This window comes from Enterobacter sp. RHBSTW-00994, assembly GCF_013782625.1.
In the GTDB taxonomy this organism is placed as follows: domain Bacteria; phylum Pseudomonadota; class Gammaproteobacteria; order Enterobacterales; family Enterobacteriaceae; genus Enterobacter.
The window spans coordinates 534,955-555,795 of the sequence record NZ_CP056199.1; the positions used below are offsets into that span (position 1 = coordinate 534,955).

23 protein-coding genes and 1 pseudogene are annotated in these 20,841 nt (G+C 55.3%); 5 read left to right on the forward strand and 19 right to left on the reverse strand.

The features are described 5' to 3' along the window. Positions 1-13: 13 nt before the first annotated feature. Entirely contained in the window at positions 14-511 is a 498-nt protein-coding gene (locus HV346_RS02540; protein ID WP_181622049.1) for a hypothetical protein, read from the reverse strand. Positions 512-751: 240 nt separating this feature from the next. On the opposite strand from HV346_RS02540, the gene HV346_RS02545 reads away from it, so the two are divergent. From HV346_RS02545 to HV346_RS02555, 3 genes are all read left to right on the forward strand, one after another. After that, on the forward strand, positions 752-1,216 hold the full coding sequence (locus tag HV346_RS02545; protein WP_181622050.1) for a helix-turn-helix transcriptional regulator: 465 nt from the start codon (positions 752-754) through the stop codon (positions 1,214-1,216). Positions 1,217-1,406: 190 nt separating this feature from the next. Further along, complete coding sequence (locus tag HV346_RS02550; protein ID WP_181622051.1) at positions 1,407-1,829, forward strand: hypothetical protein; 423 nt, start codon at positions 1,407-1,409, stop codon at positions 1,827-1,829. 341 nt (positions 1,830-2,170) lie between these two features. Then, positions 2,171-3,856 (forward strand): integrase arm-type DNA-binding domain-containing protein, encoded by a 1,686-nt coding sequence (locus HV346_RS02555; protein WP_181622052.1) that lies wholly within the window; start codon positions 2,171-2,173, stop codon positions 3,854-3,856. A gap of 121 nt (positions 3,857-3,977) precedes the next feature. Here the strand turns inward: HV346_RS02555 and HV346_RS02560 are convergent. The 18 genes from HV346_RS02560 to HV346_RS02645 all read right to left on the reverse strand — a co-directional run bounded on the left by HV346_RS02560 (position 3,978) and on the right by HV346_RS02645 (position 19,166). Further along, a protein-coding gene (locus HV346_RS02560) for an IS3 family transposase (protein WP_181622053.1) occupies positions 3,978-5,098 on the reverse strand; the annotation gives its coding sequence in 2 pieces (ribosomal slippage) (positions 3,978-4,840 and positions 4,840-5,098; 1,122 coding nt in all). A gap of 221 nt (positions 5,099-5,319) precedes the next feature. Further along, positions 5,320-5,931, reverse strand: coding sequence for a hypothetical protein (locus HV346_RS02565; protein ID WP_181622054.1), 612 nt, complete (start codon positions 5,929-5,931; stop codon positions 5,320-5,322). A gap of 65 nt (positions 5,932-5,996) precedes the next feature. Next, complete coding sequence (locus HV346_RS02570; protein ID WP_181622055.1) at positions 5,997-6,626, reverse strand: DUF4400 domain-containing protein; 630 nt, start codon at positions 6,624-6,626, stop codon at positions 5,997-5,999. Then, positions 6,623-8,641 (reverse strand): type IV conjugative transfer system coupling protein TraD, encoded by a 2,019-nt coding sequence (traD, locus tag HV346_RS02575; RefSeq protein ID WP_181622056.1) that lies wholly within the window; start codon positions 8,639-8,641, stop codon positions 6,623-6,625. The genes HV346_RS02570 and traD overlap by 4 nt, the downstream gene beginning before the upstream one ends. Next, positions 8,638-9,156, reverse strand: a complete 519-nt coding sequence (locus HV346_RS02580; protein WP_181622057.1) for a transglycosylase SLT domain-containing protein — start codon at positions 9,154-9,156, stop codon at positions 8,638-8,640. Before HV346_RS02580 ends, traD begins: the two co-directional genes overlap by 4 nt. Next, on the reverse strand, positions 9,135-9,809 hold the full coding sequence (locus HV346_RS02585) for a TIGR03759 family integrating conjugative element protein (RefSeq protein ID WP_181622058.1): 675 nt from the start codon (positions 9,807-9,809) through the stop codon (positions 9,135-9,137). Before HV346_RS02585 ends, HV346_RS02580 begins: the two co-directional genes overlap by 22 nt. A gap of 3 nt (positions 9,810-9,812) precedes the next feature. Continuing rightward, a complete protein-coding gene (locus HV346_RS02590; protein WP_181622059.1) occupies positions 9,813-10,472 on the reverse strand; it encodes a pilus assembly protein PilL in 660 nt (219 codons plus the stop codon). Positions 10,473-10,585: 113 nt separating this feature from the next. Further along, a complete protein-coding gene (locus tag HV346_RS02595) occupies positions 10,586-10,969 on the reverse strand; it encodes a hypothetical protein (protein ID WP_181622060.1) in 384 nt (127 codons plus the stop codon). 70 nt (positions 10,970-11,039) lie between these two features. After that, positions 11,040-11,483, reverse strand: a complete 444-nt coding sequence (locus HV346_RS02600) for an STY4534 family ICE replication protein (protein WP_181622061.1) — start codon at positions 11,481-11,483, stop codon at positions 11,040-11,042. Positions 11,484-11,766: 283 nt separating this feature from the next. Continuing rightward, positions 11,767-11,949 carry a hypothetical protein gene (locus tag HV346_RS02605; RefSeq protein ID WP_001561310.1) on the reverse strand — a complete coding sequence of 61 codons (183 nt, stop codon included), beginning with the start codon at positions 11,947-11,949 and terminating at the stop codon, positions 11,767-11,769. Positions 11,950-12,056: 107 nt separating this feature from the next. Continuing rightward, a complete protein-coding gene (locus HV346_RS02610) occupies positions 12,057-13,862 on the reverse strand; it encodes a DNA topoisomerase III (protein WP_181622062.1) in 1,806 nt (601 codons plus the stop codon). A 191-nt stretch (positions 13,863-14,053) separates the two neighbouring features. Next, complete coding sequence (locus HV346_RS02615; RefSeq protein ID WP_181623674.1) at positions 14,054-14,479, reverse strand: DUF3158 family protein; 426 nt, start codon at positions 14,477-14,479, stop codon at positions 14,054-14,056. Further along, complete coding sequence (locus HV346_RS02620) at positions 14,469-15,080, reverse strand: PFL_4669 family integrating conjugative element protein (RefSeq protein WP_181622063.1); 612 nt, start codon at positions 15,078-15,080, stop codon at positions 14,469-14,471. The genes HV346_RS02615 and HV346_RS02620 overlap by 11 nt, the downstream gene beginning before the upstream one ends. A gap of 159 nt (positions 15,081-15,239) precedes the next feature. Next, positions 15,240-16,112, reverse strand: coding sequence for an STY4528 family pathogenicity island replication protein (locus HV346_RS02625; RefSeq protein ID WP_181622064.1), 873 nt, complete (start codon positions 16,110-16,112; stop codon positions 15,240-15,242). Further along, complete coding sequence (locus HV346_RS02630; protein ID WP_181622065.1) at positions 16,102-16,659, reverse strand: DUF2857 domain-containing protein; 558 nt, start codon at positions 16,657-16,659, stop codon at positions 16,102-16,104. Before HV346_RS02630 ends, HV346_RS02625 begins: the two co-directional genes overlap by 11 nt. Continuing rightward, a complete protein-coding gene (locus HV346_RS02635; protein WP_249415120.1) occupies positions 16,643-17,863 on the reverse strand; it encodes a ParB family protein in 1,221 nt (406 codons plus the stop codon). The genes HV346_RS02630 and HV346_RS02635 overlap by 17 nt, the downstream gene beginning before the upstream one ends. Positions 17,864-17,942: 79 nt before the next feature. After that, a complete protein-coding gene (locus tag HV346_RS02640) occupies positions 17,943-18,137 on the reverse strand; it encodes an AlpA family transcriptional regulator (protein WP_001561320.1) in 195 nt (64 codons plus the stop codon). 138 nt (positions 18,138-18,275) lie between these two features. Further along, positions 18,276-19,166: a hypothetical protein gene (locus HV346_RS02645; RefSeq protein WP_181622067.1), complete on the reverse strand. Its 891-nt coding sequence runs from the start codon at positions 19,164-19,166 to the stop codon at positions 18,276-18,278. A 160-nt stretch (positions 19,167-19,326) separates the two neighbouring features. On the opposite strand from HV346_RS02645, the pseudogene HV346_RS02650 reads away from it, so the two are divergent. Then, a pseudogene (locus tag HV346_RS02650) lies at positions 19,327-20,106 on the forward strand (HNH endonuclease). A 68-nt stretch (positions 20,107-20,174) separates the two neighbouring features. Beyond that, the gene (locus HV346_RS02655; RefSeq protein ID WP_181622068.1) at positions 20,175-20,552 is read left to right on the forward strand and encodes a hypothetical protein; all 378 of its coding nucleotides are present in this window, start codon (positions 20,175-20,177) and stop codon (positions 20,550-20,552) included. Positions 20,553-20,841: the final 289 nt, after the last annotated feature.

Genomic DNA, 20,841 nt, shown 5'->3' on the forward strand with positions numbered 1-20,841 from the left:
GGGCTTATGGTGGTTACTCAAACGAAGCCGCGATGACTTCCCCGGTGTTGGCGTTAAAAATACAGAAATATTGAAGTGGTGTTAGCATCCCCAGGCTATTAATTGCCTTAGCCTGTTGTCCGAACATTTGAATAGTTCGTTTGTTCTCGTCGTGCCAGAGGTAGGTGGTGAATTGCGATTGTTCTTCGTTGCCTGACCATACATGACGGAACGTCGCTTTCTTGTCCATTACCTGCCTGCACTCCCTGACCGGGTTGTGGTGCGTTTTCGCATAGCATTCTGGGCTGTTACCTGAACATAAGGCATTTTGTTTTGCTGGCGGTTGTTCTGCACCTACAGCGGAAAAGGCGCATACGCCCGGCACCAATGAGAGAGTGCCGAGAATCCCCCATGTAATTGCGCGTAGCGTGCTGATCTGCCGTTTTGATACAACATGCGCGACCACACTATAACTAGCCCAGCTAAGCACGGCCCCAACTGCTATCGGTAATATAAAGTCTGATCCCGCCATGATTCCCTCATTTTCCAAACAGCATCGCGCTTGATAGCGAACGCTGGTGACGCCCAACCGATGACGATCATCATACTTGCTAGGTTCAAAATGTCACTATTGGTGTTTATTTTGAATCATTGGCGGTTGTCATGATACAGGCGACTAATGCGAGTGACTAAGCTCGCTAACGCAAAGTTAGATTCAAAATGTCTTATGTGGAGCGTGGCCTTACAGTGGTCAAAGCTGCACATTCAGGGAATGAAAAAATCCCTGAGAATACAATTTGGCGAGCGGGTAAAAGAACTGCGCATAGCCACCGGATTGAGCCAGGAGGCCTTTGCCGATCGGTGTGGGTTTGCACGTAGCTATATGAGCCGCATTGAACGCGGTGGCTCTAATGCGTCCCTTGATGCCATTGAGGTGCTGGCTAACGCCCTGAGCGTTGAGCCGTGGCGGTTGTTAGCGTCTGATTCATCCGAAGATAACGACCCAGAACTGTTGGTTCCATACGCGGCCGATGGCTCGTGTTTTCACCCCGGTTTGGCGAGCACCCGTGATGGTTCGTTTGGCGTAGGTGATAAAGCGGCTCAGAAGCGTTTTGGCACGTTTTCCGAAGCACTTGAGTATCTCCGTGGCATGGAGACGGCAAAATGGCGTAGGCCAAATCCTAGCGGCAATTGGGGCATTGTGTCAGCGGTGCGTTGGGACAAACTGGAGAAGTAGCGCAGGTATAAGTTTATAAATTCCGTCTTCTGTATGAATGGACAGTATATATAGACGATTGATTATGCCCGGTTGCACATACTTCTTGTTTCTGGAGGGGCGAAAAACATCGAAATACAGGTGCGTTACATAGGCGTTACGGTGGCGTTTTTCTACATCGAGATATGAATGGAATAGCGGGGTTGTGTTGATGGCATTTGAAATTGTCACGGCAGTAATTGCGTCCTCTACGGCATTGACCGTTGCAGTTGTTAGCTACTGGTTCACGAAAAAACGCGAACGAGAAGCCGAGCTACGAAAAGAACGCCTAGAGCACTATAAAGAACTTGTTTCTAGTCTGAGTGACATCCTTGAAGGCGATAGCAATTTTCAGGGGCAAAAGCGGTTCGCATTAGCCTGTAACAATCTTAATCTTATTGCTCCTGTGCCTGTTATCAAAGCCCTGCAATCCTTTCAGGACGAAATAAAATCAAGTAATCCGAGCCGAACCCTTGAACGTCATGATGAGTTACTGTCGTTGTTGCTGGTAGAGATGAGGGGAGACCTTAATATTTCACCTGGTGGTGGGTCTGAGTTGATGTTTCGGCTATGGTCACCAGGGAAGCAGCAATGAACGCGTTCTTTTCACTAGAACCCCTCACGAAGTGATCCTACAATTTCGTTCTTACATTCGAAGGTATACGCGATAACAGCAGGTTACGGAGAGTTAGGTTCGAGTCCGGCCTTCGGCACCAAGTGATGCAATAATTAGCTACCTAAGGGTGGCTTTTTTTGTGTCCATTTTCGTCCAAATTCGTCCATATCCGTCTGTAATTCAAAGATAATTTATTTTTCGGTAATAACTATATTTATTTTGTGGTCTTTCCGTGTTGGTCATTTTTCATCCATTGACATCCACGCGATTTGGGGGCAAAAAAGGGGGCAAACCCGGTTCGATAGAGGAGTGACCCCCAAATGGCGCTTACAGATCTCGCAATCCGGCATGCCAGGCCGCTTGGCAAGGCATACAGGCACTCTGACTGTCACGGTCTTTACATTCAGGTTAACCCCAGCGGATCTAAGCTGTGGTATCTGAAATTTCGCTTTGGAAACAAAGAGAACCGTATGGCATTAGGCCCTTATCCGCTTATTTCTCTGGCACTGGCAAGAGAGAAGCAAGCGGATATAAGAAGGCTTATTTTAGAAGGCATTAATCCGGCGGAAAAACGCAGAGAGGAAAAGCGGGGTGGAGAGCCCCTTTATACGTTCGAGTCCGTGGCGCGCGAATGGGTCTCCAGCAACGTGAACTGGTCGGCGGAACATAAGAAGCGGGTGCTGCGTTATTTCGAACTTTACGTCTTTCCCACGAACGGCAGTTGTGACATCACTAAGATGAAGGTCAAAGACCTGCTGGTACCCATCAAAGAGGTGGAGAAAGCGGGCAAACTGGATGTTGCTTCCCGGCTTCAGCAGCGCACTGCCTGCGTGATGCGCTACGCCGTCCAGAACGGCATCATCGATCATAACCCTGCATCAGATTTAACCGGCGCGGTCTCCACGCCCAAAGTACGTCACCATCCCGCGCTGGATTTGAATCTTATCCCTGATTTCCTGGAAAGAGTCGACGATTTCAAAGGCCGTCAACTGACTCAACTGGCGGTAAAGCTGGCGCTGTTGCTGTTTATCCGCTCCAGCGAACTGCGCTTTGCCCGCTGGGATGAAATTGACCTGCATAACGCCATGTGGACCATCCCCGCTGAGCGTGAGCCGATCCCCGGCGTTAAGTACTCTTCGCGTGGCGCGAAGATGCGATCTCCACACCTGGTGCCTCTGTCGCATCAGGCCATCGAACTGCTGCGCGAGGTGCGGCAGCATTGCCGACCGGGAACTGAACTGGTATTCCCCGGTGATCACAATTACCGCAAGCCGATGAGTGAAAACACCATCAACAAAGCGCTGCGGGTGATGGGCTACGACACCCAGAAAGATGTCTGTGGCCACGGTTTTCGCACTATGGCCTGTAGCGCGCTGGTGGAGTCGGGCCTGTGGTCAAGCGACGCGGTAGAGCGCCAGATGAGCCATCAGGAGCGCAAGCGCGTGCGGGCGGCGTATATCCATAAGGCGCAGCATCTCGAAGAGCGCCGGGAGATGATGCAGTGGTGGGCCGATTACCTGGATGCGAACCGCTTTAGGCATGTGGTGCCGTATGGCTTCAAAAAATCGCCGGGAGGCGCACTCGACCATATGAGCTTCCAGGAGCGCAATGACCGGCAGCTGGAGGAGCTGAAAGCCAGAATACTCGCTGACTCGGATTGGCTGACGGCGTCTGAGTTATCGGCAAAAGCGGGTTTTCGTTCCGCCGATCCTGATGCTGGCCCGAAAGGCTGGAAAGCTGCCGGGAAGATATTCTCGCTGAAGGTCGACGGGGAGGATTTGTACCCGGATTATGTTCTGGATGAGAAAATGCGGCCTCTTAAGGTTGTGAGGTTGATACTCTCGCTGTTCAAGGAACGCAAAACGCCGTGGGGACTGGCTATCTGGTTTGGCTCGGCTAATCGCAGGTTGAGAGGTGGGAAGCCGAAAGATTTGTTGGTGTCAAAGTCAGAGTTGGTACTGATGGCGGCGCAGGATGAGGTGGAGTCGGGGGATGCTGGCATTTAGTCATTATCGGAGCTGGGCTGTTTATATCGGATGGAAACAGGAGCAAAGTACCCCGGCATTTATATAGACATTAAAAATGTTGGTTGTGGCTTTGACCTGCCCCCAGGATTAGATACAACCTTCAGTTAGTAATGTCGGTTGGTTTTTCTTCATATTTCCTGTTTCGCCAGTCCGTTGCGAATTCAGCTGGTGTCTGGTAATCCAGCGATGAATGGGGACGGCACTCGTTATAATCCTGCCGCCAGTCATTAATCGTTTTCCGGGCATGAAGAATATCGCTGAACCAGTGTTCATTCAGACACTCATCGCGAAAGCGTCCGTTAAAACTCTCAATAAATCCGTTCTGCGTTGGCTTACCAGGCTGGATAAGCCGTAGTTCCACACCATGCTCAAAGGCCCATTGATCGAGCGCGCGGCAGGTAAATTCCGGGCCCTGATCGGTTCTTATTGTCGCCGGATAGCCCCTAAACAGCGCGATGCTGCCCAGAATACGCGTGACATGAACGCCTGAAATACCGAAAGCAGCGGTGATCGTCAGACACTCCTTCGTGAAATCATCCACACAGGTCAGGCACTTGATCCTCCGACCGTTGGCCAGTGCGTCCATAACGAAATCCATCGACCATGTCAGGTTCGGCGCATCCGGGCGCAGAAGCGGAAACCGTTCGGTTGCCAGCCCTTTACGGCGTCGTCTGCGTTTTACGCTCAGTCCATTAAGGTGGTAAATACGGTATACCCGCTTGTGATTGACGTGAAGGCCCTCCCGACGCAGCAGCTGCCAGATGCGGCGGTAGCCAAAACGCCTGCGCTCCAGTGCCAGCTCAGTGATGCGCCCTGATAAATGTGCATCAGCTGCCGGACGCTGAGCCTCATAGCGGCAGGTCGACAGGGACAAACCCGTAAGCCTGCAGGCACGACGTTGCGACAGACCGGTCGCATCACACATAAACTCAACGGCTTCCCGCTTCTGGCCTGTCGTCAGTACTTTCGCCCCAGAGCCACCTGAAGTGCCTCCTTATCCAGCATGGCTTCGGCAAGTAGCTTCTTGAGGCGGGCGTTCTCCTCTTCAAGAGATTTAAGCCGCTTCACCTCAGGAACTTCCATGCCACCAAACTTCTTGCGCCAGGTGTAGAAAGTGGCATCGGAAATTGCGTGCTTACGGCAGAGCTCACGGGCAGAAACTCCGGCTTCCGCTTCGCGAAGAATACTGATGATCTGTTCGTCGGAAAAACGCTTCTTCATGGGGATGTCCTCATGTGGCTTATGAAGACATTACTAACATCGGGGTGTATTAATCAACGGGGAGCAGGTCAGCAAAGTACGGTATTGCATGACGATGACTCTCCTGTTTACCCAGAGACAGGAGAACAATAAATTTGAGGGACATATTAAGCAGTCAGAAACTATTTGTAGAAACTAAAGAATTTCATCTTTAGCCTCTACAAATATGATGGTAATATTTTTTATTCAATGGGTTTAACCATGATGTTGTTTTTGTTTATTTTCTTAAATCCGAGCTTTCTATAATAACTTATGAGTTTCGTAAAGGCTTTTTTCTCATCTTTATCGGTCCTGTCTATATTCATTCTTTTATTCCAGTCATCCTGTAACTTGTTTTCATCATGATATTCAAGTTGCAAAGGAAACGCTTTTAATGCCATCAAGCCAGCATTGGAACCGAAATTTTTAATGCCGTCATCAATTATTCTTCTTGAATAGTCATTACCACGGAATTCAGGTAGGATTTCTAGGCGGTCGAGTATAAGAAGGTTAGTATTGTATATTCCAAATTCAGACAGGTTTTCTATTTTCTTTTTAAACTCAAAGCTATTTGGTCGATAGATTTCTCCGATAAATGGCTCAGTGTTTGAAACTAAATCTAATAAATAGTCAGGTCCACAATCTGCAGCCATTGTATTGATAAAGAAATACTTAACTTTTCCTGCAACGATTTCTTCATCAAATTCATTGAGAAGAATAACATCTCCTTGTATTTTTGTGACAAAGCGTGCTGGTTCATCCTCAAAAAGACAGGAATTTTGAGTATATATGATACTGGTAAGTATTTGATTCATGTTGGTTTCTTGGCTTCGCATTAAATATTGCTTTCCATAATGTAGAGTTAGACCTTATTGACGAGTTAAATGTATTTTTTGAGATTAAAAATTGTCGCCATATACATAATACCAGCAGATATGATCAAAAGTAGTAACCAAAACTGCGACAAACTTGTCGGTAAAGCGAGGTAGCACAGGACACCCGTATGTTTGAAAGGAAAGCTGAGCCTTAAAATCCAGTAAAACATAGAGCTTGATTCATAGCCTCCTCCAAATCGCCGAAGATCTCTGAGCACCAGTCCTTCCACTATGGCAGCAATCGTACACAGGCAAAATAGTGGCAGCATTATAATCAACCATATCAGGCGCTGCATAAAACTCACTAGCGTATAAACCAGGGCGGTGAACGGTTTTTGCAGGAGTCTGTTGACCATAAGTACGCGAGTTGTCCCTTTTTCCAGCAGCATGACAATTTCATCCCTCAGCGGATGCGGCTGTAACGCACTAACCAGTTCCGCCTGCTCTCTCTTCATAACCTGAAAAACATGCCTGCTCCCCTCCTGCGGCCACCAGAAATACAGTCCTCCTATTTCCAGCACCACCCGCAGCATAAGCGCGCCGATGACCAGCCCGATAAGCCGCCCAGTCAGCGACAGCAGCCAGCCAATCGGTCCTTGTGGCGGATGTGATGGAGGCGGTCGCTGTTCGCTCATTCCGCCTGTCCCTGCTGGCGCGCCTGCATCCACGCCGCCAGTTGCGCGACGGACTCCGGCAGCGGGCAGTGTTTATCCGCGATGGGCAGCGGCAGACGAATTTTCCACAACTGACCGCCTTCAAGCAGGGCAAAGGCCTGGCCTTTGGGAAGTTGGATCAGCGCGGCGGTATCCAGCAGAGGTACATTGCGGGTGACCACCTGCTCGCGGGTATTGCTGCTGAAGCTGTTGATGCCGCCCGGTGTGTCGGTGACGCCGGAACTCACCTGGCGGCTGCGCACTTCGACCTGTGGCAGTTGCTTCGTCAGCAATTCGGCGGTGGCGGTTTCGCGCACCCGCAGCATAATCAGGTTATTAAAGTTGCCCACTACCTGACCTGCTTTGGGCGCGCTACCGATGCGGGCCTGAATATCACTCAGCGTCTGGGTATAAGCAGTGACCTGAATGCCTGCGCCGCCGCCCTTGTTGACCAGCGGGATAAACTCTTCGCCCATCAGTTCGTTAAACTCATCGCAGTGCAGGTTGATGGGCGACGGTTTTTCGCTATTGCCGGGCAATCCTTCATTGGGGCCAAACTTGTAGAGATGCCCGGCGACGCTCACCAGGTCGGCAAACATAGAATTGCCGACGGCGGCAGCGACCACTGAATCAGAGAGCGCGTCCAGCCCGACATAGACCACCGCCTTCTGGCGGATCGCCTGCTGCCAGTCGAGGATCGGACGTGTGTCGTTCAGATCGTGGTAGTCCGGGGCCAGCAGGGCGGCGAGCGTGCCGGTGGTCAGCTTTTCCAGCAACGGCAGCAGCGAGGCGACAATCTTGTCGAAGTAAGTTTTGTCATAGCGCACCGCCGAGAGCAGGCCGTCGAGGATCGGATCGTATAATTTTTCCGCGTTGAGGTACTGCTCCAGCGCCACCACGTGAGGATCGCGGCCCAGCATATGGCGAGGTGTATTTTTGTCGTTAACGCGCTCCGCCAGTTGCGCCACCACTTCCCACGCCCGCGCGTTGTGACGCGGCAGCACGATGCGGGCATAGTCGATAAACAGGGCGTCGATATTGACGACGTGGCGGGAAATTAACTGATAGTCGGGACTCTGGCCGAGCGCCACCAGGGCGCGGGCGATGATATTCACAAAGCGCCAGGCGAACTCGCGAAAGGCCGCCGAGTTGCCTTCGCCGGAAAGCTGTCCGGTGAGGCGCGACGCCACCTCCGAGATGCGGCCAAAGCGCCCGATGGCGTTATAGCGGGCGGAGATCTCCGGATACGCAAGATGGAACAGGATAAAGCGGTCGCCGCGTCCGGTGCGCTGCGCCTCTGTCCACAGGCGCTTCAGCAGATCCGCGTCGCCTTTCGGATCAAAGACGATCACCACCTCGCCACGGCGGATGTCCTGAGTGGCAAGCAGTTCCGCCAGCCGGGTTTTGCCGACGCGGGTGGTGCCGAGCACCAGCGTGTGGCCGGGGCGCTCGCTGAGCGGCAGAGTGACGTCGCACTCTTTCTGTTCCACCCCATGCAGCCACGGATTACCGCCAACGGGCGGCAGCGGGCGCACCGGGTTCAGCCAGCGATCGGCGCTGAGCAGGCGAGCAAGGCCAGGCAGAGTATTCTCACTGCGTTTTTCGATGTGTCTTGCCAGGCGGTAACACCATCCCGGACGCAGCCAGCGTGCGGCTTCCGGTTGCAGGCAGTCGTACAGACGCTGGGTGTGGATGGGCTGCCAGCGAAAACCTTTGCCGAGAAACAACCGCTGGCGACTGACCGGGATTTTCCTGCTGGTGAGCGCGTAGCGCGGCAGGCGCAGGAGGTTGTGGTGGTAGCGCACGATGTGCCAGCCCTGCCAGCCGCGTCGCAGGGCCAGCAGCATCAGGGCACAGGCCATCAGGCGGGCCTGCAATGGTGTGAGCATCAGCAGCGGGGCCTGCGTCAGGCAGATTAATGCGCCACAACTGGCAGTGACGGTGCTGTAAAACTCCACAGGTGGGCGCAGCAGCGCCTCCAGCGCGTAGCGGCTCATGGCAATGCGGCCTGTTGCAGATGGCGACTGACCAGCTTGCGGTAGCGTGCAGCGGGTGCGCCGCCCGCAGGACGGTGGTAGCGGGCGGCGGCGTTGAGCCAGCTTCCGGGACGTTCATCGTAGCGCTGACGCAGCAGTTGCGCGGTGAGCGACAGGTTCTGCAGGGGATGCAGGGCGTCGCAGGGAGAGTCAAAATACGCCCGGTGCCAGCCGATATTGATTTGCCCGAGCCCCACGTCAATGCGCTTCGGGCTGGTACGGCGGATCGCGGCCAGCAGCGCCTGGCAGGCCTGCTCCTGGCTGGCATAGCGGTAGCCGGTACCTTTGATATTGAGCGTCCACGGCCACGGGAGATGCCTGCCGCTCAGGTTCGCCCCGCTTTCGGTTTGTGTGACGGCCCATAGCAGTTCCGGTGGCACGCGGTAATGCTCCGCGGCGCGCAGGTACGCTTCCGGCAGCGGCTGCGCCAGCGCCAGACAGGGCAGCAGCAGGATCAGGGCAGGATCTCGTGCCATTGTTCCCCCTTACGTTCCAGCGCCACCGGAATTTTGCTCTGCCCCAAAAGAAGCCAGCGGCCCGCGTCGTGGTTAAGCGTGATGCTGTGTTCACTCACCAGTTTTGCGTCAATGCCATGCGCCATCGCCCAGCGGCGCACCCGGTTATCATCACCTTCGCTGTTGACCAGCCAGATATCCAGCGGACGCTGTTGCGCCAGCAGGGTACGCAGCAGGCTGTCGCAGGGCGGGCAGTCATCTTTAACAAATAGCGAAACGCGGGTAGTGCTGGCGGACGTGGTTTTCAGCGGCGTCAGGCCCGGATACAGGCGTTGCCAGGCCGCGTCATAGGCGCGCTGAAAGGCGAGTTCTTTCTCCAGCCGCTGGTATTCCTGCCTGACCAGCAGTTCGGCGAAGCGCTGACGTTCGTGGTCTGTGTCGGCTTCGACGCCCAGCGTGGTCAACGGATCGAGCCCCGGCGACCAGACGCCGCGCGCCTGCTGTTTCAGCGTGAGATAGCGCTGCCACTCCTCTGGCGTGACGCCCCAGACGGTGGCCTGCTGTTGCGTGGTCAGCGGTCTGAGAACTGAGTCCGCGTTCTGGCTGGTCTGCACCTGAAGCGGTTGCGCCCACACGCTGGTGGTGAAGAGTAACAGAGGAACCAGGCGTTTCATCGCTTACTCCGGTACTTTCAGCGTCAACTGGCGTTTACCGTGACGGAACACCGCCCGGCGCTCATCAAACCGCACCAGCCGCCAGCCGTGCCACTGTTCTCCCCTGCGCAGCCACACTACCTGATGGAGGTAAACGGCCTCCGGCGGCACAATTACGGCCAGTCGGATATCGCCACGTTGTATGGTCCCGGCGAGAAAAAACGGGGCCGTTAACGGCCCCAAAGGGCGGAGGGACACGGGATGACGGTAAGCCACCGTCGGGGGGAGGGAATGGTCGCTGGCGAAACAGACTTCACGGCGGTTTTCGTCGGTGGTTATTCGCCACGCCGGGCCCACCAGTAGTTGCAGGGCGGCCTTCAGGCGCAGCGGGCCGGTGTTGTACTGGCTCAGCGGTAATGGGAGCCCATAAAGCTGCGCCCGGCGCGCATCGGCGAGACACAAAGACCAGCCGCTGTCGCGCAACAGGTATTGCAACGCTTCCCCTACCGTCGGATGAAAACCGGGCGGAACGGACAGGGCGGTAAGCTGTTCGAGTGGCGGCTGTTGCGGTGACGTGCTGACCAGCAGATAGCGGTCGTAGCGGACGACTTCTGGCGTTGCAGGGGAGGCGGCGGCCACGCCGTTGAAAATAAACAGGAGCAGAGCTGTCAGCAGTCGTTTCATCGCATCCTCCACAGTGCTTTTACAGGAGCGTGCTGGATGAGAGGGCTGGGGACTACCGACAACTGTTTGCGGCGTCAAAAAATAGCGCCCGTTATTCCGGGCGCAAAATCAGATCAGTAAGGGAATCTTTCCCCCATCAGCCCCAGCGTGGCGGCGATGGGGATACCGCGCTCAGAAAAATGAACGCGTAATGTCAGCCTGACGGTTTGCTGCTGTGTGCTGCCGTTAGTTTTTTGCGTCAGCACCGAGCGGTAGTCGATACGGATGGTGCGCTGCGGCGGTTGGTGGGCGATAAAGGCCACTACCGCTGCCATTTCAACACCTTTCAGCAAGTCCCTGATGGCGTTGTCATTCCGGTCTTCAAGACAGTGCTTGTGGGCTGGAAGGGTAATGGCCAGATCCAGCGGCAAGCCAGCGTCCAGCGCCTCGTCATCAAGGTTAATCAGTTTGCCCCGGTTAAGGGCTTCTTCACGTGAGTTCAATACGGTATTCATCATGCATCTCTCCGGTAAAAGACCAGGGAAACGCCCCGACGAGGAATTTCCCCGGCAGGGTGAATGCTGTGCGTCAGAACTGCGCTACAGGCTCTGCTGGCGGTGCGGCTGGCGCTGGCTGGGATTCCGCTTCGCGCTCTGCCCGGTAAACCTCTTCACCGTCAATTTTGATAAGCCCAATGTGCAGCAGATGGGCTTTCAGGCTGACGCCGGTTTCGCCTTTACGGTCGCCTTTGCTGTAGACAAAGGTGTCGGCATACAGATCGCCGAGGCGGAACTGGATCAGCACCTTGCGTTTCTGCTCGCAGGCGTCGATACAGCGGCGCACCAGTATCTGCGCTTCCTTGCCGCTGACGCGGCAGTCGAACCAGGTGTGCTCCGCGTTGCTGGCTTCGCCCCGTAGTGCGGCAATGTCGCAACACAGGAACGGTTCGCCTTTTTTCGGGGTCACTTCCCGGATCCGGTTGAGGTAGCCCAGACCGCTGGTGTACAGGTTGAAGTAGTGGGTATCGTTCATGGTGGTATCTCCGTGTTGAAGGTGCGGAGCGCCCCATGCGCGGGAACGTCCCGCTTCGGGTTTGGCTCATTGGCTGCAAGGCCTCTGAGTTACTGGCAGTACGGGCATTCCGCGCTGTGCGCCTCCGCGTTTCAGGAATGCATGGCGGGTTTTGGGATTAACCCGTTTAGTTGAATCTTTGGCTGGGGGAAGCGAAAGGTGGAATTGTTTTTACGGCGTGAAAGTTGGAAGTACAGAATGCAAAAAGGCCTTAATGACTAAGGCCCTGAAAGGTAGCTAAATATTATTTCCGGCGGTCATCGACTTCTTTGGCGACACCTTTAAAGGGAGTGCCGTCCTGCTTCTGGTCGATAAAGCGACCTGTCGTTGTATCGCGTTTGGTGTAGTTGCCATTCTGCGGATTCTGAACCTGTGTGCGGTCTGTAACAGAGCCCTTGCGATAACCGTCTCCGGTATTCTTGGCCATCTTAACACTCCGAAAAATGAGGAATATTCCTCAGAGAGGATCATCAGACTGCCAATTTGAACGAGCAATCAGGGAAAAGTAAAAGTGTGATGTAGGAAACAGGTTATTTACTCATTCCGTAACGATTTAATCAGCTCAGTGACGTTCTGCTGCTGCTGCGTCAGAAACGTCTCCAGCCCCATTTTCCCCGTCGCGATGTCATCCAGCTTCTGCTCCCATAGCGCAGTGGTGCCCGGATCTTTCAGCGTTTCCGGCAGGGCGTCAATCAGCGTGCTGGCGGTATCCGTTGCCAGCAGAAAGCGTCGCTGCTTAATCAGATAACCGCGCTTAAGGAGCGTCTGGATAATCCCGGCGCGGGTGGCTTCGATGCCGATGCCCGCGTTTTCTTTCAGCCGCTGCTTCAGGCGCTCATCGCTGACAAAACGGGCGGCGTTTTTCATCGCGGCAACCAGCGTCCCTTCGGTGTAGTGCTCCGGCGGCTGGGTCTGGCGGGCGCGAACATCTACCTGTTCCACCAGACCGGTTTGCCCCTGTTGCAGGGCAGGAAGTGCCTGCGTTTCTTCCGCTGAGTGGGTTGCCATTTCGCGCAAAAACAGTTGTCGCCAGCCACTGACAATCACGACTGAGCCACGGGCAGCCAGTGTTTCCCCGGCGCAGTTCAGGCGCAGGTTGGTTTTATCCACTTCATGGTCCGGCAGAAACTGTGCCAGAAAATGGCTGCGCACCAGGCCGTAGACCTTGCGCTCGCTGTCATTCATCTGTGTCAGATCTACCGTTTTACGGGTCGGGATGATGCCGTGGTGGGCGGTGATTTTACTGTCGTCCCACAACCGGGAGCGCTGTAGCAGATTAAGCTGCGTGGCGATGGGCTGGAGTGAGGTGTCGCTGGCGACCAGCGAGGCCAGCACCTGCGGCGCTTCAGCGTGCATGGAGAGCGGCAAATAGCCGCAGTCGGTGCGTGGGTAGGTGGTGGCCTTATGGGTTCCATACAGGCGCTGGGCTATATCCAGTACCTCCTGCGCGCCCATGCCCCACTGTTTTGAGCAGACCTGCTGCAGGGCGCTGAGGGTGAAGGCCAGCGGTGGCGGCGTTTTCTCCCGCCGGGTGGTCACATCCAGTATCAGCGCGGTACTGGCCTGTTGCAGGCGGGCGGTGGCCTCACGGGCGGCGGATTCACGGATACAGCGGCCTTCGTCGTCACAATACGCGCTATCGGGTTGCCACTGCGCCAGAAAGGTAGTGCCTTCAGCATGCAGCCGGGCGTCCACCCGCCACCAGGGGCGGGGCGTGAAACGGGCGATCTCCCGGTCGCGTTCCACCACCAGACGCAGGGTCGGCGTCTGCACCCGGCCCACGGAGAGCACGCCCTTGTGCCGCCGGTTCATCAGCGTGCAGGCGCGTGTCATGTTGATGCCGACCAGCCAGTCGGCGCGGGCGCGCGCCAGTCCGGCCTGGTACAGCGGGAAAGTACTGTCACCAGGTCGCAGCGCAGTGAGCGCCTTGTGGATACTGGCCTCATCCAGCGCCGACAGCCACAGACGCTGGACCGGACCGCGCCAGCGGCATTGTTCCAGAATTTCACGGGCGATGGTTTCGCCTTCGCGATCGGCGTCGGTGGCAATCACCACTGCATCCGCCTGTTTCAGCAGCTTCTCAATGATACGGAACTGCCTGCGTACCTCCGGGCGGATCACCAGCCGCCATGTCGGGGGAATAAACGGCAGGTGTTCTGCCCGCCAGTGTTTCAGCGCCGGATCGTAATCCTCCGGCGCAGCCATGCTCAGCAGATGGCCAAAGCACCAGGTGATGGTCACGGTGGTGTTATGCAGGTAGCCGTCGCTGCGGTTACGGGCGTCAAGAATGCGGGCGATATCACGCGCCTGAGAGGGTTTTTCGCACAGGTAAAGTTGCATGGGCTGTCTCCGGTGAAAGGGAGTTCAGCATGGTGTGCCGGAGGGATAAGGCGACAGGGGAAACTGGAGGGAGAAGGTAAAAATTGCACCTTAAAACGTGCATTAAGCGGATAGTGCCTGTTTTTAGGTGCATGAGGTGAGTTTAAAATAATCGCTAAAGTGACACTCAGGGTTTAACTTTGCGCAAAATTTTAAACCAGCGTGGTTAACGGCTGTATCCGCCGCAGCATAAATATCACCACCGAAAGCTGCGTATTCAGCACCTGCCGCCTCCATTCGAGCACCATCAGTGCATCCCTCAATTCATCGCTCATGTCAGGCTGTTGAATGGCTTCCTGCAACGCCACACCTCCCGAACGGTTGTTGTCCAGATTACGCCAGCGCAGATAGCTGACGCCGGAGCGTGCCGGGTTGCTGCACAGGATCAGCGGTACGTTACGCCCCGGCAACTCATACACCGCCTGTTTCAGCATCGGCTGACGTTGTTGCAGTTGTACGCGCAGCGCCTGTAATTCCTGCACCAGCGCTCGCAGCTCTCCCTTACCCTTAAAGGCCTTTAAAAGGCCCTTTAGCGAGCTTTTGCGGGCAGCGTTTTCTTCGTCGTCTTCACCGATCATCACGCAGGATCTCCGCAAGCATCTTTTTGGGCAAATTCCCGAGCTTATGCGCCATCGTCTGCGCCAGCGGACTGTTCGCCCGCACGTCAGCGCGGGTCACGCCAGTGGTGCGAAAGCGGTTTAAGAAGCTGAAGACCTGGAGCATCAGGCGTGGGATGGTGGCAATGAAATCGCGCTTCTCCGCCTGGGTGATAAGGCCGAGGTGCCAGGCAAGCAAGGTGCGGCGGACAAGCAGATCGTAATCAATCAACTGCTGTAGCAGGCGCGAACCGGGTGGTGAGAATAGCGCCAGCGGCAGGATGAATTCGGTCGGGGACGGGTTACTGACCTGGGTGGTGTGGATAGCTCCCGGCAGGCTGGCGAAGGCCTGGTCCAGCCGACGGTTTTTTTGCTTCAGCAGGTGTGCGATCAGGTTCAGGCGGATGCACAGTTGCTTCAGCCAGTGGGCGGCCCATGGATCATCGGCCTCTTCGGCGCGCAGCAGACGCCTGAGTAACGCCAGACAGAGCAGCATGCCAGTGGGATGCGCCTGCCACAGCCGGGCGGCGATGCGGGTGTGCAGGGTGATGCGGATATCGCTGAACAGGGTTGTGCCAGGCATAGGAAATTCTCCATGGATTCAGATGCCCGCAGTGTCGGTCCGCGCAATGAGTCAGGCGACGGGAAACCCATCTGGTCCGCAGAAAGTTAATTTCGCCGATGAATGAGGTTTGATTGATAGCTGGTATGCCGGCTTTATGCGGTGCGCATAAAATCCGGGCTAGCTGCGCCTGTGCCGAAGCTGATTGAACTCGCCCCGTCGGGCCTTCTCCAGCGTTGCCAGCAGATAGGCGAGGGGGCGGTGGATATCGTGGGCGGCTATCCGCCACAGGCAGTCGTCCAGCACCTGCTGGCAGAGAGCGGGATCCAGATTGCGCATCGCGCGTTCGGCGGCGTGACGCTCGCTGGCGCTGAAGGGATTATCCACAGGCCAGTGCAGCAGTTGCGTACGCTTTTGATGTTTATTGTTTAAATCTGTACCAGTATGTACGCAATGCGGCTCAGGTTGCCCGCCAGCCCCCGCCACATCACTGAGTCTTAATTGAAGACTCGGGCATTTTTTACTGAGTCCTCGATTAAGACCAGGGGCGGTCTTCAATGGAGACTCAGTGCAGGTTCGTCCACTATCCACAGGTTGTTGCAGGGTGAGCAGCAGCCCGATGGCGATGTTGCGGATACGGCGGTTGCGGTGGCGGGAACAGGCCGTAAGCAGCGCCAGATATTCGCTGTCCATCCGGCAGGCATCAGTATGAGTCAGTGGCGCATCATGCAGGGCGTAGAGGTTGCCGGTGATCCTGCCGCTTTGCTCGTCGCGCAGTCGCTGGCACAGGCTCAGCCAGCGGGTGATCCGCAGCATCATCAGCGCGTTGCTGACGGTACTGCGCGAGGCCTTCTCGCCCTCAGGCTGGTCAGAGAGCCAGCCCTGTAATTCGTTGTAGGAGGGAAAGACGCCGCTGCCGTCGTCGCGGGCGTGCAGGCGCAACAGTTGCCATGCGAACTTGTCGCGCGGGGAGAGGTTGCGCGCCAGCAGCAGGCGCTTCGGCACGCTCTGCTGCGGGTTGCCGAGAAACAGCAGCCGATCGTCACTCTTCATGCAGCAGCTTCTCCTGAGTCCACTGGCGCAGCAGGTTCCAGATGACCGTCAGCGACAGATCGTGTTCGCGGGCCATTGCCATCATGGCGGTCAGCGCTTCGGGTGAGTCGAGCTTTTTCACGCTCATTTTCTGCCACTCGTTCCACACCAGTGTTTCCACCTGCTCATCGGGTGCATTGTTGCGCCCTTGCCGGACAAACAGACCAATCAGCCGTCGCCGGGCACAGACCTCCGGCGTGGAAAGGCCAAAGTAGTGGTTGATGAACTCGATGGACGCGCCCAGCGACAGGGCTTCCTCCAGACGCTGCTGGAACAGCCGCTCCTGCTCCATCCTCGCCAGCATCCGGCCCAGCATCTCGTGGTCAATGTGGGTGATGATGAACTGCACCGCGCTGTTGCTGAGAAACAGGATGTCATCGGCGGTGAGCCGCGTCAGCTCGCACAGCTCCTGCGGGCTGAAGCCGAGCGATTCGCAGTAGCGGATCTGCCCCTCCTTCAGCGCCTGGACGATGTGGGTGAGCACTGCCTGATTAACTGAGGGCGTCATGGCGAACCTCCCGCAGCCGCCGCTGGCGACACAGGCTGATAAGCTGCATCAGTTGCTGGATCTGAGCGTTGTCGTAGTCCGGCGACAACAACAATTCGAGGGCGGGCATCGGTGTACTGATATCACCATTCAGGGCGGCCAGCACCTGATAGCAGCGCCGTGCCGCCGGATGGGGAAAATCGTCACAGGGCGCGAGGGTGAAACCGGCCGGCGCGCTGTCGTCAGGCTGGATACAGGCGTCCAGTCCCCAGCAGGCACACAGCGACCGTGCCGTATGCACCAACGGTGAGGGCTTTGGTTCGCCGGGCGCGGCGGGTTCAGTCGGTGGCTCAGGCTCTGGTAGTGGTGCTTTTTCCGCCTCCGGCGGTGGCGGCCAGAGGACCTTTTCGGCCGGAGGCCCCAGCAGCACCTGCCGCTTGCTCTGTCCATCAGTCAGTTCTGCCAGCAACGTATTCCAGCTCATGCCGCTGCGACAGCTCATCTCGCCGAGCAGTTCGTCCTGCACCAGTTGCGGTACCACGGCTTCCGGCTCGCCGTTGAAGGTGGCGAGGGCGGTGCTGAACAGGTCGGCAAATTCCGGCTGGCGTTCCAGCGGCATCAGCTTTACCCAGACCTGTTCCGCTGTGCTGCGTAGTGCCAGCAGGCGATCAATAACCTTGCGGGTCAGACCGCCATATAGCGCGTTAGGGATGCAGGGCAGCAGCCAGTCGACGGTCTGCAACATCCGGCTGATTTGCGACTGGCTGACGGGATAGCCGTCGCGGGTGAGTTGCTCCGCCAGCGCCAGCTGCGTTGGGCATTCAATGCCTGCCTCGTGGTAAAGATCGCGCAGATGCAGAATGCCTTCCGCCCGTTCGATAAACATCAATCCGTTATGCAGGTCGCTTTCGACCAGATGGCCGATCAGGCACTGGACTTCACCTTGCTGCGGTGACAGCGTTTCCGGCCACGGTCTGAACGGCCAGCAGACGCGGTGGTAACGCTCATTCTGCGTCTCCTGCCACAGTTCATTGAGGATGGCGAGGCGCGTATTCCCGCCGCTGGCGAGCATATATTTTTCATCGCCGGGGCGACGGGTCAACACCGGCGGGTTATCCAGCCCGCGGGCAAGAATTGACGCCTTCAGCACGTCATAGCCGGGGTTGCGGGTGACGCGGGGATTGAGAGAGAACGGCTGGATTTGTTCCAGACTGACCTGGACCATTTCCTGTTCTCCGGTAGTGCTGGCACCGTGAAGCCAGCGGTTGAGCAGGTGTGAAGCGCACATAATCTTCCTCCGGCATTCAGACATCGCGGGTGAGGCGGATGCGTTGGTGGATCCACGCGTCCACCTCGCTTTCCAGCCAGGCGACGTGGCGGCTGTTGAGTCGGATGGACGGAGGAAACTGTTGCAACTGGATTTGCCGGTAAATCCACGATTTACCGAAGCCGATTTTGTCTTCCACCTGGCGTAAGCGTAAAAATCTGTCGCTATTCATAACCATTCCTCCTGTGTCCAGATTCGTTCACATCAGCACGATGGGCGTGGTTATCAAAGCAGCAGCGTCCCTGCCAGGCAGTAAAAATCCTTATCTGGGTTAGTGAGAGTTGTTAGTTGAAAGAATTAGTTGATCGCGTTACGGCGGTGCGCCGCGCTGGAGTGCGGTTTTTAACGTCTCGGCGCTCAGCGGCAAGTGCATACCTTCCTCACGCGCCCAGCATTCGAAAATGTTCAGCAGTTTGTAGGGATGGTGCAGCAATTCATCTTCAATCTGTGGGTTGCGTTTACAGGCCAGCCACAGCAGGCGGGAGAGGGCGGCTGTGATCCGCTCTTTGGATTCGGGTTGGTGACGGGCCAGAAAGTTTTCGAGGTGGACGCGGCGGATCACGAACAATGCGTCAGGAGGTAATGTGTCCTGCAAGTAGCAGACTGACATGTTGAGCCGGGATTTCAGCTCATTGCGGCCGTTGCCATACAGCTGGCCAATCAGCAGATGCAACTCTTCCTGGAGGTTGTTCTGCGTGGCGAGCAGTTCCAGTAAAAGCTCCCGTAGTGATTTGCGGCAACAGAGTTGGTAGTAGCTGTTGTTCTCATCGCAGACCACAATGCCAATCTGGTTGCAGCAGTGGGTATCTTTGGGGCAAGGACAGTTAAGCGTTTTCGCCAGTTGCTGGTGGAGCAGCAGGCGCTCAAGGCCGATTAACGGCAAATTCCACAGATGGCTGGTGGTCAGTTGCAGTGTCGGGTCGCGTCGGCATGGAGGAGAGTTCGCCATCACTTTGCGGTTGCCGGGTTTATTGCACTGCGAAGGTGGAAAGGGCGGCTTGCTGAATCGGCAGGCAAAGCGGCAAGGAGGATTGAGTGGTCTCAGAAGTACGGGCGAGGGGAAGTAGACTGAGAGAGGCAGATCGCCGTGCAGGGCATGGCGGATCAGATCGGCAGGCAGCAATGTGATGTTGTGCTGCCGGATGACTTCTGCGGCTTCGTCCAGCGTCAGCCACTCCTGGCGGATTTTGTGTGGGGGCATGAGGTGTTCCTTTTTGTGTTGTGGGTTGCGTGTCGTGCTTGTTGATGGTGAAAACCGGTGTGAGATGTTTTTGCTAAAACAACTAACCTGATCAGTTTAGTTAACGATCTTTTCAGACATAATCTGGTGATGAATTACGCTGGAAAAACAGGATGTAACATTGAATAGCTCGGAAGACGATTTGCTTGAAGTTGCGTGGTATTTGTCGAAGTACGGTAAATCTCAACCACCCGTGGGACTGGGTGTTCAGAAATGGAAAGAGGCTTTTGCCTTGTTTTATCCTCGCTTTGGAGCGGGTAAAACCGCCAGCGAGTTTCACAATAGTCTGAAAAATAGTCGTGACCGTTTTGATTCCTGGCTTACTGATGTGCGTGTTGGCTGGCGTGACGAGTAGGGCGCTCCCGCTGCGCTTTCTCATTCAGCGCAGCGTGTGCATCAGCGATTGAGTCTGCTTTCAGACAGTGCGATTGAGCAGCGCGTTCTTTCGTTAATATCTTCTGATGGAGATGAACAGGCGCAACGTGACTGTCTTGCTATTCAGCAGGATAAAAGTATTGAAGATACCGTACGCGAGCAGCTGATTGCGGCACGGCTGGGGCAGGGTACCTTTCGGAAAAATTGTCTCATGCTGTACCCGGCATGCCCTGTTACGGGAACGACGTTTGCGCCGTTACTCCGTGCCAGCCATATAAAACCGTGGGCTGCCTGCAAGAATGGGAATGAACGCCTTGATCCGTTTAATGGAATTATACTGGCCGCACATATTGATATTCTTTTCGATCAGGGATGGATTTCATTTGAGAATGATGGGCGTTTATTAATTAGCAATGAGCTGGATATTAGTGTTAAAGAACAGCTTTTGTTGCCGGAGAAAATAAAGACGTTTTCTGTCGAATCGTATTGTTATCTGGAGTGGCATCGGGAGAATTTACTGAGATAATTAAGTTTTGACGAGAATGCCTTTGATATAGGATATCGTGATTCGTTTGGTAAGGGGCAAAGTACAAAATGAAGATGGTAAAAATATATTCAACAGGAAGTTGTGATGCTGCAACACGTGAAGGTTCGGCGGAAGTTGTGCTGGAGTGTGAAGGGAAAATAAAATATCTGACCTTCTCCTACAGTGATACGACCGCAAATAGATGCATTCTCCAGAGCCTAATTGATGGTGTGAATTGTTTGAAGAAACCCTGTAACGTTGAGTTAATTAGTTCATGTGAGCTCGGTGTGAAGAAAGCGCAGAAAGGAAAGGGAGTTAATGTAGATTTGCACGAGGAATTATGTGGAATCTTGATAAAGAAAGAGTGTGAATATTCTTTTTCTGTCATGCATGGCGAAGGAGACAGTTTGAATGCTTTTATTCGCAAGCATCGGACAAAACAATAGCTGGAGAGCCTACATACAGAACCATCTTCGACAGCGCTATTTTCTGAACTTACAGGTTCCAATATTGCATTGAACGCTGCCAGTAGGGCTCACGGGCTTCTGGAGCGTGCTGTGCAACCGGTAACCCTCTGCTGCTTCGGTTATAAAGCTTTTATGTGCCATGCAGCAGGATATGGTTGCCTCCTGGACTCCATATAACCCGAGTATTTGTATCGAAGCGTGAACAAAACATTGCAGCCAGCCTTTCAACGTGGACAATAGTTATCCATACGGTGATTTTATATTCGAT

Bases quoted from the DNA above. Each gene is read 5' to 3' on its own strand.
- HV346_RS02595 (WP_181622060.1), bottom strand. From the start codon at position 10,969: ATGATGAATACCGTATTGAACTCACGTGAAGAAGCCCTTAACCGGGGC.
- HV346_RS02570 (WP_181622055.1), bottom strand. From the start codon at position 6,626: ATGAGCGAACAGCGACCGCCTCCATCACATCCGCCACAAGGACCGATT.
- HV346_RS02635 (WP_249415120.1), bottom strand. From the start codon at position 17,863: ATGGTCCAGGTCAGTCTGGAACAAATCCAGCCGTTCTCTCTCAATCCC.
- HV346_RS02630 (WP_181622065.1), bottom strand. From the start codon at position 16,659: ATGACGCCCTCAGTTAATCAGGCAGTGCTCACCCACATCGTCCAGGCG.
- HV346_RS02555 (WP_181622052.1), top strand. From the start codon at position 2,171: ATGGCGCTTACAGATCTCGCAATCCGGCATGCCAGGCCGCTTGGCAAG.
- HV346_RS02620 (WP_181622063.1), bottom strand. From the start codon at position 15,080: ATGCCTGGCACAACCCTGTTCAGCGATATCCGCATCACCCTGCACACC.
- HV346_RS02605 (WP_001561310.1), bottom strand. From the start codon at position 11,949: ATGGCCAAGAATACCGGAGACGGTTATCGCAAGGGCTCTGTTACAGAC.
- HV346_RS02550 (WP_181622051.1), top strand. From the start codon at position 1,407: ATGGCATTTGAAATTGTCACGGCAGTAATTGCGTCCTCTACGGCATTG.
- HV346_RS02540 (WP_181622049.1), bottom strand. From the start codon at position 511: ATGGCGGGATCAGACTTTATATTACCGATAGCAGTTGGGGCCGTGCTT.
- HV346_RS02580 (WP_181622057.1), bottom strand. From the start codon at position 9,156: ATGGCACGAGATCCTGCCCTGATCCTGCTGCTGCCCTGTCTGGCGCTG.
- HV346_RS02600 (WP_181622061.1), bottom strand. From the start codon at position 11,483: ATGAACGATACCCACTACTTCAACCTGTACACCAGCGGTCTGGGCTAC.
- HV346_RS02565 (WP_181622054.1), bottom strand. From the start codon at position 5,931: ATGAATCAAATACTTACCAGTATCATATATACTCAAAATTCCTGTCTT.
- HV346_RS02625 (WP_181622064.1), bottom strand. From the start codon at position 16,112: ATGAAGAGTGACGATCGGCTGCTGTTTCTCGGCAACCCGCAGCAGAGC.
- HV346_RS02585 (WP_181622058.1), bottom strand. From the start codon at position 9,809: ATGAAACGCCTGGTTCCTCTGTTACTCTTCACCACCAGCGTGTGGGCG.
- HV346_RS02640 (WP_001561320.1), bottom strand. From the start codon at position 18,137: ATGAATAGCGACAGATTTTTACGCTTACGCCAGGTGGAAGACAAAATC.
- HV346_RS02615 (WP_181623674.1), bottom strand. From the start codon at position 14,479: ATGATCGGTGAAGACGACGAAGAAAACGCTGCCCGCAAAAGCTCGCTA.
- traD (WP_181622056.1), bottom strand. From the start codon at position 8,641: ATGAGCCGCTACGCGCTGGAGGCGCTGCTGCGCCCACCTGTGGAGTTT.
- HV346_RS02645 (WP_181622067.1), bottom strand. From the start codon at position 19,166: ATGCCCCCACACAAAATCCGCCAGGAGTGGCTGACGCTGGACGAAGCC.
- HV346_RS02545 (WP_181622050.1), top strand. From the start codon at position 752: ATGAAAAAATCCCTGAGAATACAATTTGGCGAGCGGGTAAAAGAACTG.
- HV346_RS02610 (WP_181622062.1), bottom strand. From the start codon at position 13,862: ATGCAACTTTACCTGTGCGAAAAACCCTCTCAGGCGCGTGATATCGCC.
- HV346_RS02590 (WP_181622059.1), bottom strand. From the start codon at position 10,472: ATGAAACGACTGCTGACAGCTCTGCTCCTGTTTATTTTCAACGGCGTG.
- HV346_RS02655 (WP_181622068.1), top strand. From the start codon at position 20,175: ATGAAGATGGTAAAAATATATTCAACAGGAAGTTGTGATGCTGCAACA.